Raw genomic sequence first — 15,001 nt, forward strand, 5'->3', positions numbered from 1 at the left:
CCAGGACAAGTACATTAATTCAACAGAGCAGGACGGGGAAGTTTACGCATTCCTCCCCTGAGCTAAAGACTCAGGGGTTTCATGCTGAGGGTTTATGAACCCGATTAAATGACTGATTTATCCTAAAATGATTTATTTGATTGCTTTATTTGATTGATTGATTTGATTGATTTAATATTGTGATTAATAAGTGATGTCAATTGATGCTTCATTTTTGCAATTGATGCTTCATTTTTGGAGAGGTAACTGTCGGGAAAGCGGCAAGTAATTGAAAATCGGGGCAAAAGTTTCCGTCTAACCCGAATATATGGAGAAATAAATAGAATTTTAACTTTACTTTTAAAAAAGTAAAAATTCTCGTACATATAACTTTCCGGAAGATGCAGAAAAATTTATGAATAAATTCGATACACATTTGAAAAATTTGAGGATTTATTTAAAAAATATGGGGAAAAAAGCAAACCAAGCGTAAACTATAAATAGTATAGCTATAATTAGAGGGTTGCACTGGCGTAAGAGGTGCTCCCTGATGCAGCGGGGCAATAGGGTGGCATGCTAAAAAATTAGCCTTCCGTGGTGCAAAATACAGAGGTAGAGAGATAAGCAAAGCGGGCCCGTAGCTCAGTCCGGCAGAGCGACTGGCTTTTAACCAGTCGGCCTAGGGTTCAAATCCCTACGGGCCCGCCATGTTCTTAATTATAACCGGTGGATAGGCCATCCGCAGGAAATATCCAGTAAGTTTTTTGAGATGCTTTATTTTTGGAGGAAAGGATTTGACAAAATTCAGCCTGCTTGACCATGAGTCAGTCCCAAAACATGAGATAATTGCAGAGGGCGAATTAAAGTCTGTTTTAAGCAAATTTTTAATTGAGAAGGAACAGCTTCCGAAAATTAAAGTGCAGGATCCTGTTAGTAAAGAAATAGGAGCTGCCGTCGGAGATGTTGTGAAAATCACAAGAAAAAGTCAAACTGCAGGGGAAGCAGATTATTACAGACTTGTGATTGAGTAAGCGGGGGGGAATTAAAACCGCTTGCATGATCACATTTTTTTCACTGAACATCTTTTTGAATCCCATGCACCATCGTACGGAAAGATTCAATAATTGCATAAAGATCTTAGGATCATCGTTTATTTATTTTCATTTTAACAAAGCAAAGAGGGTGCTATCATCGCGTTAGAAAGCAGTATACTGTCGCAGGCTTATTTTACACGGGACAAGATAGTGCAGCACCATATAGACTCATTTAACAAGTTTATAGATTACGGGCTGCAAAAGATCATAGACGAACAGAGAATTATAGAGACCGACATTGAAGACACCTATCTCAAACTTGGCAAGATCCGGGTAGAGCATCCGGTGGTAAAGGAGGCAGACGGGGCAATCGAGAAACTGTACCCCAACGAAGGAAGGCTCAGGAACCTTTCGTACTCAGGCCCCCTCTACCTGGAGATGAGTGTCGTAAAAGAAGGGATAGAGTCCGAAATAATAGAAGCAAAGATCGGGCAACTTCCTATTATGGTCAAATCCAAAATCTGCAACCTTCTCGGGCTTAGTGACACCGAGAAAGTTCGCTATGGAGAAGACCCTCTGGACCCCGGGGGATATTTCATCGTCGGAGGTACGGAAAGGGTAGTCATGACCCTTGAAGACCTTGCCCCCAACAAGATCCTTGTTGAGTACGGAGAACGTTACGGTGACTCTATAGAAGTTGCAAAGGTATTCTCCCAGAAAAGAGGATACAGGGCACTCGTAATTGTGGAAAGAGGGAGAAAGTCCCTGCTTGAAGTGTCTTTCCCTTCAATATCCGGCAGAGTGTATTTTATTACACTTATGAGGGCTCTCGGGATAGTAACTGACGAAGATATCGTAAACGCAGTTTCAAGTGACCCCGAAATTATTAAATTCATGCTGGAAAACCTTGAAGAAGCCGAAGTAGAAACCCAGGAAGAAGCAATCGAGAAGATTGGAGCGAGGGTTGCTGCAGGGCAAGCCAAGGAATACCAGATAAAAAGAGCAAACTACGTTATTGACAGGTATCTGTTCCCTCACCTCGGAAACGACATGAAAGAGAGGACTTCAAAAGCCCATTTCCTGGCAAGAATGGCTGAATCCTGTTTTGAGCTTGCACTTGGCAAGCGTACTGAAGATGACAAGGACCACTACGCAAACAAGAGGCTGAAACTTGCAGGTGACCTGATGGAAGACCTCTTCAGAGTATCCTTCAACAGGCTGGCAAGAGACATAAAGTATCAGCTCGAACGTGCAAACATGAGGAACAGGGAACTTAATGTTGCCACAATTGTAAGGGCAGATGTCCTGACTGACCGCCTGCAGCACCCCCTGGCAACAGGAAACTGGGTTGGAGGAAGGACCGGTGTTTCCCAGCTTCTTGACCGGAACGACTACATCTCTACCCTTTCCCACCTGCGCCGCGTAATTTCGCCGCTTTCCCGTGCTCAGCCTCACTTCGAGGCTCGTGACCTGCACGCAACTCAGTGGGGACGTCTCTGCCCTTCCGAGACTCCTGAAGGTCCAAATTGTGGTCTCGTGAAAAACTTTGCCCAGATGGTAGAACTCTCTACAGGAACAGAAGAGATAGAGAGCATAAAGAAAATGCTCTACGACCTTAATGTCGAAAAAATAGTTGTAAAGGTGCCCGAAATCCCGGCAAGAATAAAAGAAATATTACTTGATGAATTCGGGGAAGAGATCGTTGAAGAGTTTGAAGAACCTCCAGAACCCGAAAGCAAATACAAAGATGAAGACTTCTACGATTATTCAGATATGGACGACTCCGGATCAATGTTCGGTGACTGAGGGGTTGATGTCAGATGACTAAAGCAAAAGTATTCATAAACGGAGAGCTCGTCGGGACTCATGACAACCCTGCTGAACTCGCAGAAGAGCTCCGAAAGATGAGGCGGCAGGGGCTCATATCCCGGCAGGTCAACATAGCTCTTAATGATAACACCAGGGAAGTAATTATAAACTCCGATATGGGCAGGGCAAGAAGACCTCTCGTGGTTGTAGAAAAGGGAGTCTCAAAGGTAACTGAAGAGCACATACAGAAACTGAAGAACAAAGAAATCACCTTTGATGACCTTGTAAAAGAAGGTTGTGTGGAGTATCTGGACGCAGAAGAGGAAGAAAATGCTTACATTGCACTCTATGAGTCTGACATTACCTCCAAGCACACCCATATGGAAATAGACCCTGAACTTATACTCGGGATCTGTACCGGAATGGTCCCCTATCCGGAACACAACGCTTCCCCACGTAACACCATGGGTGCAGCCATGATCAAGCAGTGCATCGGAGTATCCACAGCAAACCAGAAACTCAGACCGGATACCCGTGCTCACGTCCTGCACTACCCGCAGAGGGCGATGACAAGGACAAGGACTTCCCTGTCAATCGGTTTTGATGACAGGCCTGCAGGCCAGAACTTCGTGGTTGCAATCCTGTCATACGAAGGATATAACATTGAAGATGCTCTGATTTTCAACAAGGGTTCAATCGAGAGAGGACTTGGACGAAGCCATTTCCTCAGGACCTTTGAAGGGGAAGAAAGGAGATATCCTGGTGGGCAGGAAGACAAGTTCGAGATTCCGGACTCAGAATACCGTGGAGCGCGCAGCGCTGATGCGTATGCAAATCTTGACATAGACGGGCTTGTAAACCCTGAGACCCCCGTAGGTCCCAACGATGTGCTTATAGGAAAGACAAGTCCTCCGAGATTCCTGGAAGAGCCTTCCGACTTCGGGATTGCAGTTGAGCAGAGGAGAGAAAGCTCTGTCACCATGCGGTCCAACGAAACAGGGATTGCAGACACGGTGATTCTTACAGAATCCATTAACGGAACCCGCCTTGCAAAAGTAAAGGTAAGGGACGAAAGGATCCCGGACATCGGAGACAAGTTCGCTTCCAGGCACGGGCAAAAAGGTGTTATTGGCTTAAAAGTCCCGATTGCTGACATGCCGTTTACGGAATCAGGCCTTACTCCGGACCTGATGATTAACCCGCACGCAATTCCTTCACGTATGACTGTAGGTCACGTTCTGGAAATGATTGGTGGAAAAGTAGGTTCCATGGAAGGCAGAAGAGTGAATGCAACAGCCTTCTCAGGAGAAAATGAAGACGACCTTAGAGAAGCCCTGAAAAAGCACGGCTTTGCTCACACCGGAAAAGAGATCTTCTACGATGGAGCAACCGGCAGGATGGTTCCTGCAGATGTCTTCGTTGGTGTGATCCTTTACCAGAAACTGCACCACATGGTCACCTCCAAAATGCATGCAAGGTCCCGCGGACCTGTACAGGTGCTTACCCGCCAGCCGACCGAAGGCCGAGCAAGAGAAGGTGGTCTAAGGTTCGGTGAAATGGAGCGTGACGTACTGGTAGGGCACGGCGCTGCCATGTCCTTAAAAGAAAGATTGCTGGACGAGTCTGACAAAGTGGTGGAACTTGTCTGCTCGCACTGTGGAATGATTGCAACGTTCGACAAGCAGCGGAAAGTCTCTTTCTGTTCAGCCTGCGGTGCTGACACGGATATATACCCCGTTGAGATGAGCTACGCGTTCAAACTATTACTTGATGAGATTAAGTCCCTCGGGGTTGCTCCCAGGCTCAATCTTGAAGATGCTGTATAAGGTGAGGTGGACATATGGCAAACGTACCTCCTATTCCAAAAAGAATCGCTTCTATCAAATTCGGCTTATTGTCCCCGAAAGAGATCCGTAAGATGAGCTCAACGCCCATCATTACGGCCGACACTTACGATGACGACGGATTTCCAATTGACATGGGGCTTATGGACACGAAACTCGGAGTTATCGACCCCGGGCTTCGCTGCAAGACATGCTCCGGCAGGGCAGGCGAATGTCCCGGACACTTCGGGCACATTGAACTTGTTGCCCCTGTTGTCCACGTTGGTTTTAACAAAGTAATCCGAAAACTCCTCAGGGCAACTTGCAGAAAATGCAGCAAGATTCTGCTGGACCCGACCCAGAAACAGAAGTTTCTGGATCAACTCGTTGCAGTTGAAGAAATCGGGCACATGCCTGATGACCTCATTAATGAGGCATATAAAGAAGCCAGCAAGGTAAAGACCTGCCCCTACTGTAATGAAGAACAGCTTGATATCAAATTCGAAAAGCCCACCGAATACCTGGAAAACGGAGAAAAGCTGACCCCTACCGAGATTAGGGACCGCTTTGAAAACATCCCGGACGAGGACATAAGGGTTGTCGGGATGGACCCGAAGAATGCAAGGCCAGAGTGGATGATCCTTACAGTCCTGCCTGTGCCTCCTGTTACGGTGCGCCCTTCGATCACTCTGGAATCCGGGCAGCGCAGTGAAGACGACCTGACCCACAAGCTGGTAGACATTATCAGGATCAACCAGAGATTCCAGGAAAACAGGGAAGCAGGAGCTCCACAGCTTATCATTGAGGACCTGTGGGAGCTTCTTCAATATCACGCTACTACATTCTTTGACAACTCGGTTTCAGGAATACCCCCTGCAAGACATAGATCAGGTAGACCTCTTAAGACTCTTTCCCAACGTTTAAAAGGTAAGGAAGGAAGGTTCAGGGGAAGCTTGTCAGGTAAGCGTGTTAACTTCTCTGCCCGTACCGTTATCTCTCCTGACCCGAACCTTAGTATAAATGAAGTCGGTGTCCCCATACCCATTGCAAGGATTCTGACAATGCCAGCAGTGGTGACCCAGAGGAACATCGAACATCTCAAGGTCTATGTAAGGAACGGCGAAGATGTTCACCCCGGAGCAAACTATGTGCTCAGGTCCGACGGCAGGCGCATAAAGGTAACCAATATGAACAAGGAAGACCTTGCCGACAAACTGGAATTCGGCTGGGTTGTGGAACGACAGTTAAAAGACGGCGACATCGTGCTCTTCAACAGGCAGCCTTCTCTGCACAAGATGAGTATCATGGCCCATTCCGTAAAGGTTCTGCCTAACAAAACCTTCAGGCTGAACCCTGCAGTCTGTCCTCCTTACAACGCTGACTTTGACGGGGACGAAATGAACATGCATGCCCTCCAGACCGAAGAATCAAGGGCCGAGGCAAAGATCCTCATGCAGGTTCAGGAAAACATCCTTTCTCCACGTTTCGGAGGTCCTATTATCGGTGGGATTCACGACCACATTTCAGGACTTTTCCTTCTGACCCGTTTTGAAAACCATATTACCAGTTACGAGGCTTACGACCTTCTGAGGAAGAGCCGTGCACGCAACCTGCCCGGACCTGCAGGCCGCGACGAGGACGGGAAACCTTACTGGACAGGAAAACAGATTTTCAGCCAGATCCTGCCTGAAGGCCTTAATATGGAGTTCACGGCTCAGGTATGTTCACACTGTGATACCTGTAAGAAAGGAGAATGCCCGAACGATGCCTATGTGGTAATTCGGAACAGTGACCTTCTTGTGGGCACGATAGACGAAGCAGCCATCGGGGCATTCAAAGGAAAAGTTCAGGACCGTATTATCAAGGAAATCGGTCCCGAAGCTGGGTCCAAGTTTATAGATGATATGACCAAGCTTGCAATCCGGGCGATCATGAGGACAGGCCTGAGTTTCGGGATAGCTGACGAAGATATTCCGAAAGAAGCCAGGATCCAGATCAATGAGGTTCTAGCTAAAGCTGAAGAAGCCGTGCAGAACCTTATCAAATCATATCAGAATAAAGAGCTTGAACCCCTCCCCGGAAGAACCCTTGATGAAACAATTGAAATGAGCATCATGCAGAAGCTCGGAAAAGCCAGAGACGAGACCGGTGGAATTGCAGACAGCCACATGGGGCTTGAAAATTCAGCAGTTATCATGGCGCGTTCAGGAGCAAGAGGTTCAATCCTGAACCTTACCCAGATGGCAGCCTGCGTTGGCCAGCAGGCAGTGCGTGGAGAGCGCATTCGCAGAGGGTACTCAGGCAGGACTCTGACCCACTTCCAGGAAGGTGACCTGGGATCGGATGCCCACGGGTTTGTCAAGGCAAGTTACAAGAGCGGGTTAAATCCGACGGAGTATTTCTTCCACGCAATCGGTGGTAGAGAAGGTCTTGTGGACACTGCGGTCAGGACATCACAGTCAGGGTACCTGCAGAGGAGACTTGTCAATGCTCTCCAGGACCTTGAAGTCCAGTATGACCTCACGGTAAGGGACACAAGAGGTGTGCTTGTGCAGTTCAAGTACGGAGAAGATGGGATTAACCCAACAAAAAGCGACTTCAGCAAACCCGAGACCATCCACAGGATCGTCCGTTCCGTGATAAACAAGAAGGTGGCATGATGAGTATTAGCGAAGCTACAATCGATAGCATGATAAAAGATCTGCCTTTTCCTTCTAACATATTAAGTGCCCTGAGGGAAGATGTTCTCAAAGCCGGGGTAAGCAAGAAGGAAATGGAAGAGATCATAGAAAAGGCAATGGAAGAATATGAGGTCTCATGTATCGAACCCTGTGACGCTGCAGGTGTGGTTGCAGCCCAGTCCATAGGGGAGCCAGGTACTCAGATGACCATGCGTACCTTTCACTACGCCGGTGTGGCCGAGATTAACGTTACTCTCGGTCTGCCCCGTTTGATCGAAATCGTGGATGCCCGGAAAATTCCGAGCACTCCAATGATGACAATCGCCCTTTCCAAAGAGAATCCTGAAGATTACGCTTACAACAGGGAAAAAACAAGAGCCCTTGCCTGGGAAATTGAAGCGACAAAAATCGATCATATCGCTGACGTGACCACTGATCTTTCCCAGATGAAGCTTATAATAGACCTGCACGAAAAAGCAATGGAAGGCAGGAATATTACAATAGACCAGGTGAAAGAGAAGTTCAACGAAGAGCTGAACGTGCTGGTCAACATCTCTCCTGATATAGATAACCAGATTGTTATCACTCCGGGAGAGCCTTCTTACAGAGAGCTGCTCCAGCTTGCAAAAAGCATCCACAATGTAACTCTCAAAGGTATAGAAGGGATCAAGCGAGTGGTGGTCAGAAAGGAGGGTGAAGAGTACACCCTCTATACAGAAGGCTCAGCTCTGCGTGACGTACTTCAGTTTGAAGGAGTGGACAGGACCAGAACCAGCACAAACAACATTAATGAAATCTACGAAGTGCTGGGAGTCGAAGCTGCAAGAAATGCAATTATCAAGGAAGCCACCGATACCCTGCGTGAACAGGGTCTTACCGTAGATATCCGGCATATTATGCTCGTAGCAGATATCATGACCTGCGACGGAGAAGTAAAACAGATCGGTAGACACGGAATTTCAGGTGAAAAAGCCAGTGTATTTGCCCGTGCAGCTTTCGAAGTTACTGTCAATCACCTTCTGGATGCAGGGATGCGGGGAGATGTGGACAAGTTAGAGGGTGTCACAGAGAATATCATTGTCGGTCAGCCCATTCGCATGGGCACCGGAGATGTGCACCTTGTAAGCAGAAAGGCGAAAAGAATTGAAGCTGAGGAAATCGAAGCCGAAGAAGAATGAAGTTATGACGGGAAAAACTCCGGGTTTAACCTATAATTATTTAAATATATAACCTGATAGAAGACCAAGTTCAGATCAGGTATACATTACCTTAATAGACTTCATCAAATCCTGCTGCAGAAACTTGAGTCCGCGAGGCTCATAACCAGAAAATTGATATAAGGCATCAGGTATTTAGAGTACCATATACTCACCACGCTTGGAATCTTTATTTAGAAAGAGATAGAGTAGATGAGCTAATTTGAGACAGAGTTGATGAAAATGAAGATCAATGTTGATAAATCTCTTATCAAGGCTGTGAAAACAGGAAAAGTAATAGTTGGAGCCAATCGGACCATGGATGCAGCAGCAGACGGCTCTGCAAAAATGGTGGTCCTGGCATCAAACTGCCCCGAAGACGTTAAAATGAAAATACAGGCAACAAATATTCCGATCCTGGAATACGCAGGCACAAGTGTAGAACTTGGGCCCGTATGCGGAAAGCCCTTCACGATTGCAGCCATGGCAATCCTCGATGCAGGAGAATCGGATATCCTGGCAGCTACAGCTTGAGAAAAAGGAGTTGCAACGTCTTGGGTGAAATAAGACTTACTGCAGAAAGCATCCAGTACATTGCATTGTTTGAAAACATGACCCGAGCCAAAATACTTGACTGTATTCCGGAAGAGGAAAGGCTCGTTTATGTTGTAAAGCAGGGTGATATGGGGCTTGCAATAGGCAAAAACGGAGAACATATAAACCGTGTTAAAAAAGCCCTGGACAAACCTATTGAGCTTGTGGAATATTCAGAGGATCCTATAACTTTTATAAAGAATGCCTTCGGACCGGTATCCGTAAGTTCAGTAAATCTTACAACCAAAAATGGCAAGCGATTAGCTTATGTAGAGGTACCCAATAAAGAAAAGGGGCTTGCCATCGGTCGCAACGGCAAGAACATAGAGAAAGTGAAGATGCTTGCCCGTCGTCACCACACTATAGAAGATGTGATCCTGCAGTAATATCCCATTAATTTATGTTGATCCATTAATCCGGCGTTGAAGGACAATTCTGGCATTTAATGCCACAATAGGAAACTGTGATCAATTTTTAACAGGAGAAATTTACAATGGCTAAAGGAAAATATGCAGCTAATATACTCAAACAAACCAGGAAAGATGCCCGCTGGAAAGATAACTACTACTGCAGGCGTGTTCTTGGTCTGAACGTGAAAGCTGACCCTCTTGGTGGTGCACCGCAGGGTCGGGGTATAGTATTAGAGAAGGTAGGAGTTGAAGCAAAACAGCCGAACTCCGCAATCCGAAAATGTGTAAGGATCCAGCTCATTAAAAACGGGCGTCAGGTAACCGCATTCTGTCCTGGAGACGGTGCAGTAAACTTCATTGATGAACACGATGAAGTTACCGTGGAAAGGATCGGAGGCCGTATGGGTGGTGCTATGGGTGATATTCCCGGCGTACGTTTTAAGGTAATTGCCGTAAACAACGTGTCTCTGAACCAGCTGGTTATTGGCAGATTGGAAAAACCCAGGAGATGATTTTTGTGTACAAAATTTTCGGCAAATGGGACCCAACAGAAGTTGAAGTAAGAGACCTTGGAATTAAGCGTTACGTCAGCCTTACTCCTGTAATCGTCCCCCACAGCAGCGGAAAGCATGCCAGGCAGCAGTTTAACAAATCCGAAATTTCCATTGTTGAACGTCTGGCAAACAACCTGATGAGGACTGAAATCAACAGCGGAAAGAAACAGGTAACCCTCCGTGCAGTTGAGGAAGCTCTGGACATTATAAACAAGAAGACCCAGCAGAACCCTATCCAGGTTCTCGTGGAAGCCATTTCCAATGCCGGTCCCAGGGAAGAAGTGGTCAGGCTGAAGTACGGCGGCATCTCCGTTCCAAAAGCAGTTGATACTGCACCCCAGAGACGTGTGGACACTGCTCTGAGGTACATCAGCATGGGAACAAATGCTGCATCTTTCAAATCCAGACGCACAGTCGCAGAATGCCTGGCAACCGAAATCATAGGCGCTGCAAACCGCGATACGAAATCCTTCTCTATTAACAGAAAGGATGCAAAGGAAAGAGTTGCAAAGGCAGCACGCTAATCAATTTTGCGGGTTGCACCGATTTAAAAATACATTTTATAACTAAATTATATTTTTTTAAAAGGTATCAGCATGGGACGAAGGAAGAAAATGGTCGAGCGCGTAACGACGCTCATGAATGAACCAAAGAAAATCCGAAATATCGGTATCGTTGCGCACATTGACCACGGAAAAACCACATTATCGGACAACCTGTTAGCAGGCGCCGGCATGATTTCAAAGGAACTTGCCGGAAGACAGTTGTTCATGGACTCCGATGAAGAGGAACAGGCAAGAGGTATTACAATCGATGCCTCGAACGTTTCCATGGTTCACACTTACGACAATGAAGACTACCTGATCAATCTGATTGACACTCCCGGGCACGTTGACTTTGGTGGAGACGTTACCCGTGCCATGAGAGCCGTAGACGGTGCAGTTGTGGTCGTGGACGCAGTCGAAGGTACGATGCCCCAGACCGAAACCGTGCTCAGGCAGGCCCTCAGGGAACACGTCAGGCCCGTGCTTTTCGTCAACAAGGTAGACAGATTAATCAATGAGTTGCAGGTTGATTCTCAGGAAATGCAGGTTCGCCTTGGCAAAGTAATTGACCACGTGAACAAGCTCATCAAGAACATGAATCCGGAGAAGTTCAAGGCAGGCTGGAAAGTAGATGCAGCGGCCGGAACTGTCGCATTCGGTTCAGCTCTTTATAACTGGGCAATCAGTGTGCCTATGATGCAGAAGACCGGGATTTCATTCAAGGAAGTCTATGACTACTGTAAGGCCGAAGACATGAAGGCTCTGGCAGAAAAATGTCCTCTTCATTCAACTGTTCTTGATATGGTCATCAGGTACCTGCCAAACCCTCTTGAAGCCCAGAAGGGAAGGGTACCTGCTATCTGGCACGGGGATGCTAACTCTGAAGTTGGCAAATCCATGGCTGCTGCAGATGCAGCCGGTCACCTTGCTTTCATGGTAACGGACATTTCCATAGACCCTCATGCAGGAGAAGTCGCAACCGGAAGGCTGTTCAGCGGATCTTTTGCTCGTGGAATGGAAGTTTATACCTCCGGGACTGCAAAAAAGAGCAGAGTCCAGCAGGTAGGCATCTTCATGGGCCCCGAAAGGCTCGAAGTGGAGAAAATCCCTGCAGGAAACATTGCTGCAGTTACGGGCTTAAAAGATGCAATCGTGGGGTCCACTGTTACAACCCTTGAAGGTATGACACCTTTCGAAAGCATCAGGCACGTAAGCGAACCTGTGGTGACTGTGGCTGTAGAAGCCAAGCACACCAAGGACCTTCCCAAACTGGTCGAAGTCCTCAGGCAGGTCGCAAAGGAAGACCCGACTCTCCAGATCACCCTGGACGAGGAAACCGGGGAACACCTGATGGCCGGGATGGGAGAACTTCACCTGGAAGTCATTGCCCACAGGATCGAAAGGGACAAGAATGTGGAAATTACCACAAGTAAGCCTATTGTGGTCTACAGGGAAACCATCAGAAGAAAGATCGAACCTGTGGAAGGAAAGTCCCCTAACAGGCACAACAGGTTCTATATTTATGTGGAACCCCTTGACACTGCAATTGTCGATCTGATCAAGTCCGGTGACATCAGCATGAACATGCCCGAGCTTGAGCGCAGGCAGAAACTCATGGAACTCGGCATGAGTAAAGAAGAAGCAAAAGGCATTGTGGGCATCCTCAATTCCAACATCTTCATAGACATAACCAAGGGTATCCAGTATCTGAACGAGACAATGGAACTGGTGCTTGACGGGTTTGAAGAAGTCATGAAAGCAGGTCCTCTCACAAGAGAACCCGTGGCAAACGTGAAGTGCGTGCTTGTAGATGCAAAACTTCACGAAGACGCAATTCACAGAGGTCCGGCCCAGGTCATCCCCGCATCAAGGCAGGCCATCCAGGCAGGGATGCTTATGGCAGAAGACAGCCTTCTCGAACCTTATCAGAAGGTCTTTATCCAGGTGCCCCAGCTCACAATGGGCGGTGCAACAAAGGAAATTCAGGGCCGCCGTGGAATTATCCTTAACATGTCCACAGAAGGAGACCTGGCAATTATCGAAGCCAGAGTGCCTGTGGCCGAGATGTTTGGATTTGCAGGAGAGATCAGGTCAGCAACCGAAGGACGTGCTATGTGGAGTACTGAATTCGGAGGCTTTGATATCGTGCCAACCAGCATCCAGACTGAAGTAGTAGGTCAGATCAGAGAGAGGAAAGGCCTCAAGAAAGACCTTCCCAAAGCTGCTGACTACCTTTCAATGTAAGCGGAATTTATTCCGCTTATCCTTAATATTTTAAAAGTAATACCTATTTCCTTTGGAACGAAGAAAAAAGATCTCGACTGACCTGGAAGGGAAAAGAATCCCTATCGGTTCGAGGATAAGGCCAATCGGAAAGCTTTAAGTCAAGGTATACCTATATTGGGGAAAAATAGTCCAGGCCGCTGGATGTTCACCTACAGTACCAGTTCAAGAAAAAAAGGCCGGGAAAGGGAAACTTACAATATTGATTTAACAAAAGAATATAGGAAGTGGATGAATCAATATTGAGATTTGCCCTAATCTTAATATAGTAAATATTTGATATACGAATTAAACTCATCCAGAATCACAGGAGAATTATAAATATGGCAGCAGAAAAACCGCACATGAATTTAGCAGTGATTGGTCACATTGACCATGGAAAGTCAACCTTCGTAGGACGCTTAATGTTCGATGCAGGGGCTGTAGCTCCACACATCATTGACAAGTTTAGAGAAGAAGCAAAGCAGAAGGGTAAGGAATCCTTTGCCTTCGCCTGGGTTATGGACTCTCTTAAGGAAGAGCGTGAAAGAGGTATCACAATTGACATCGCTCACAAGAGATTCGACACAGACAAATTCTACTTCACAGTTGTAGACTGCCCTGGCCACCGTGACTTCGTAAAGAACATGATCACAGGTGCTTCTCAGGCTGATGCTGCTGTCCTTGTAGTTGCAGCCCCTGATGGTGTCATGGCCCAGACCAAGGAACACATCTTCCTTTCCAGGACCCTCGGCATCAACCAGCTTATTGTTGCAATCAACAAGATGGATGCAGTAGAATACAGCGAAGCCAGGTATAAGGAAGTTATCGAGCAGGTATCCGGTATCCTTAAGATGATCGGGTTTAAGCCAAGCGAAATCCCCTTCATCCCGACCTCCGCATTCCAGGGCGACAACATCCTCAAAAACAGTGCAAACACTCCCTGGTATAAGGGTCCCTCCATCATGGATGCCCTCAACAACCTCAAAGAGCCTGAAAAGCCATCCACTCTCCCTCTCAGGATCCCTGTGGAAGACGCATACACCATCTCCGGTATCGGAACTGTGCCTGTAGGCAGAGTAGAAACCGGTGTCATGAAGAAAGGTGACAAGGTCGTTTTCATGCCCGGAGGCATAAGCGGTGAAGTAAAGTCCATTGAAATGCACCACGAAGAAATTCCACAGGCATTCCCTGGAGACAACATCGGATGGAACGTCCGCGGTATCGGCAAGAACGACGTCCGCAGAGGAGACGTTTGTGGCCCTGTTGACAACCCACCAAAGGTTGCTGAAGAGTTTGTAGGACAGGTAGTGGTCCTCCAGCACCCCTCCGCAATTACTGCAGGTTACACCCCTGTATTCCACTCCCACACCACCCAGGTCGCATGCCAGCTGATTTCACTTGACAAGAAGCTGGACCCGAAGAGTGGTCAGGTTAAGGAAGAAAACCCGACCTTCCTTAAGGCCGGAGACGCAGCAATCGTTACCATCAGACCAACAAAGCCGATGGTTATCGAGCCCGTAAAAGAAATTCCACAGCTCGGCAGGTTCGCTATCCGTGATATGGGTATGACAATTGCCGCCGGTATGTGCATGAGTGTTAAGCAGAAATAACACTCTCCTTTTTTCATTTTGTAAGGAGAAAAAAGGTATGCAAAAAGCTAGAATAAGATTGTCAGGCATCAGTCCCAAGGATCTGGATGGAGTCTGTAACCAGGTAAAGTTAATTGCAGAAAGGACAGGAGTAAGCATTTCAGGGCCTGTTCCGCTTCCAACAAAGAAGCTTGTAGTTCCCACAAGAAAAAGCCCCAGCGGAGATGGAACTGCAACCTGGGACCACTGGGAAATGCGCGTACACAAGAGGCTCATCGACATCGCAGCCGATGAAAGAGCACTCCGTCAGCTCATGAGAATCCAGGTTCCCAAAGACATAAACATCGAGATTGTACTCGAAGGATAAATGCAGAAAAAGACAGGTTACAGAAATAATCTGTATCCGGTCTTGCAAATTCCTTTTAACTTCGTTATTTCAGAATATTTACTTATCCACTTTTTGAGAATTTACCGGTAGCTGCCTGCTTCAGGGATTTTCAGTCCGCCGGAATATTCTGCATC

Annotated in this window: 12 protein-coding genes and 1 tRNA gene; all 13 read left to right on the plus strand. The window is 47.1% G+C overall.

The genetic code is table 11. The features are described from left to right. The first annotated feature begins 610 nt into the window (after positions 1-610). The 13 genes from EO98_RS10060 to rpsJ all read left to right on the plus strand — a co-directional run bounded on the left by EO98_RS10060 (position 611) and on the right by rpsJ (position 14,846). Positions 611-687: transfer RNA gene (locus tag EO98_RS10060), tRNA-Lys, on the plus strand. 86 nt (positions 688-773) lie between these two features. Then, complete coding sequence (locus EO98_RS10065) at positions 774-1,010, plus strand: DNA-directed RNA polymerase subunit H (RefSeq protein ID WP_048132370.1); 237 nt, start codon at positions 774-776, stop codon at positions 1,008-1,010. Positions 1,011-1,223: 213 nt separating this feature from the next. Continuing rightward, the gene (locus tag EO98_RS10070; protein WP_048132366.1) at positions 1,224-2,819 is read left to right on the plus strand and encodes a DNA-directed RNA polymerase subunit B''; all 1,596 of its coding nucleotides are present in this window, start codon (positions 1,224-1,226) and stop codon (positions 2,817-2,819) included. Positions 2,820-2,833: 14 nt separating this feature from the next. Then, positions 2,834-4,648, plus strand: a complete 1,815-nt coding sequence (gene rpoB / locus EO98_RS10075) for a DNA-directed RNA polymerase subunit B (protein WP_048142564.1) — start codon at positions 2,834-2,836, stop codon at positions 4,646-4,648. Positions 4,649-4,662: 14 nt separating this feature from the next. Continuing rightward, on the plus strand, positions 4,663-7,305 hold the full coding sequence (locus tag EO98_RS10080) for a DNA-directed RNA polymerase subunit A' (protein WP_048142562.1): 2,643 nt from the start codon (positions 4,663-4,665) through the stop codon (positions 7,303-7,305). Continuing rightward, complete coding sequence (gene rpoA2 / locus EO98_RS10085) at positions 7,305-8,504, plus strand: DNA-directed RNA polymerase subunit A'' (protein ID WP_048142561.1); 1,200 nt, start codon at positions 7,305-7,307, stop codon at positions 8,502-8,504. Before EO98_RS10080 ends, rpoA2 begins: the two co-directional genes overlap by 1 nt. Before the next feature lie 255 nt (positions 8,505-8,759). Further along, positions 8,760-9,056, plus strand: coding sequence for a 50S ribosomal protein L30e (locus tag EO98_RS10090; protein ID WP_082098562.1), 297 nt, complete (start codon positions 8,760-8,762; stop codon positions 9,054-9,056). Between the two features lie 20 nt (positions 9,057-9,076). Continuing rightward, a complete protein-coding gene (locus EO98_RS10095; protein ID WP_048142559.1) occupies positions 9,077-9,502 on the plus strand; it encodes a NusA-like transcription termination signal-binding factor in 426 nt (141 codons plus the stop codon). Between the two features lie 107 nt (positions 9,503-9,609). After that, on the plus strand, positions 9,610-10,038 hold the full coding sequence (locus tag EO98_RS10100; protein WP_048136451.1) for a 30S ribosomal protein S12: 429 nt from the start codon (positions 9,610-9,612) through the stop codon (positions 10,036-10,038). Continuing rightward, positions 10,035-10,604 carry a 30S ribosomal protein S7 gene (locus EO98_RS10105; protein WP_048136450.1) on the plus strand — a complete coding sequence of 190 codons (570 nt, stop codon included), beginning with the start codon at positions 10,035-10,037 and terminating at the stop codon, positions 10,602-10,604. Before EO98_RS10100 ends, EO98_RS10105 begins: the two co-directional genes overlap by 4 nt. 72 nt (positions 10,605-10,676) lie before the next feature. Continuing rightward, on the plus strand, positions 10,677-12,869 hold the full coding sequence (locus EO98_RS10110) for an elongation factor EF-2 (protein ID WP_048142557.1): 2,193 nt from the start codon (positions 10,677-10,679) through the stop codon (positions 12,867-12,869). A 362-nt stretch (positions 12,870-13,231) separates the two neighbouring features. Then, entirely contained in the window at positions 13,232-14,500 is a 1,269-nt protein-coding gene (gene tuf, locus EO98_RS10115) for a translation elongation factor EF-1 subunit alpha (protein WP_048142555.1), read from the plus strand. A 37-nt stretch (positions 14,501-14,537) separates the two neighbouring features. Beyond that, positions 14,538-14,846: a 30S ribosomal protein S10 gene (gene rpsJ, locus EO98_RS10120; RefSeq protein ID WP_048136447.1), complete on the plus strand. Its 309-nt coding sequence runs from the start codon at positions 14,538-14,540 to the stop codon at positions 14,844-14,846. The last annotated feature ends 155 nt before the right edge of the window (positions 14,847-15,001 follow it).

The organism is Methanosarcina sp. 2.H.T.1A.6, assembly GCF_000979455.1.
Taxonomy (GTDB): domain Archaea; phylum Halobacteriota; class Methanosarcinia; order Methanosarcinales; family Methanosarcinaceae; genus Methanosarcina.

Bases quoted from the DNA above. Each gene is read 5' to 3' on its own strand.
- EO98_RS10090 (WP_082098562.1), top strand. From the start codon at position 8,760: ATGAAAATGAAGATCAATGTTGATAAATCTCTTATCAAGGCTGTGAAA.
- rpoB (WP_048142564.1), top strand. From the start codon at position 2,834: ATGACTAAAGCAAAAGTATTCATAAACGGAGAGCTCGTCGGGACTCAT.
- tuf (WP_048142555.1), top strand. From the start codon at position 13,232: ATGGCAGCAGAAAAACCGCACATGAATTTAGCAGTGATTGGTCACATT.
- EO98_RS10110 (WP_048142557.1), top strand. From the start codon at position 10,677: ATGGGACGAAGGAAGAAAATGGTCGAGCGCGTAACGACGCTCATGAAT.
- EO98_RS10100 (WP_048136451.1), top strand. From the start codon at position 9,610: ATGGCTAAAGGAAAATATGCAGCTAATATACTCAAACAAACCAGGAAA.
- EO98_RS10080 (WP_048142562.1), top strand. From the start codon at position 4,663: ATGGCAAACGTACCTCCTATTCCAAAAAGAATCGCTTCTATCAAATTC.
- rpoA2 (WP_048142561.1), top strand. From the start codon at position 7,305: ATGAGTATTAGCGAAGCTACAATCGATAGCATGATAAAAGATCTGCCT.
- rpsJ (WP_048136447.1), top strand. From the start codon at position 14,538: ATGCAAAAAGCTAGAATAAGATTGTCAGGCATCAGTCCCAAGGATCTG.
- EO98_RS10105 (WP_048136450.1), top strand. From the start codon at position 10,035: ATGATTTTTGTGTACAAAATTTTCGGCAAATGGGACCCAACAGAAGTT.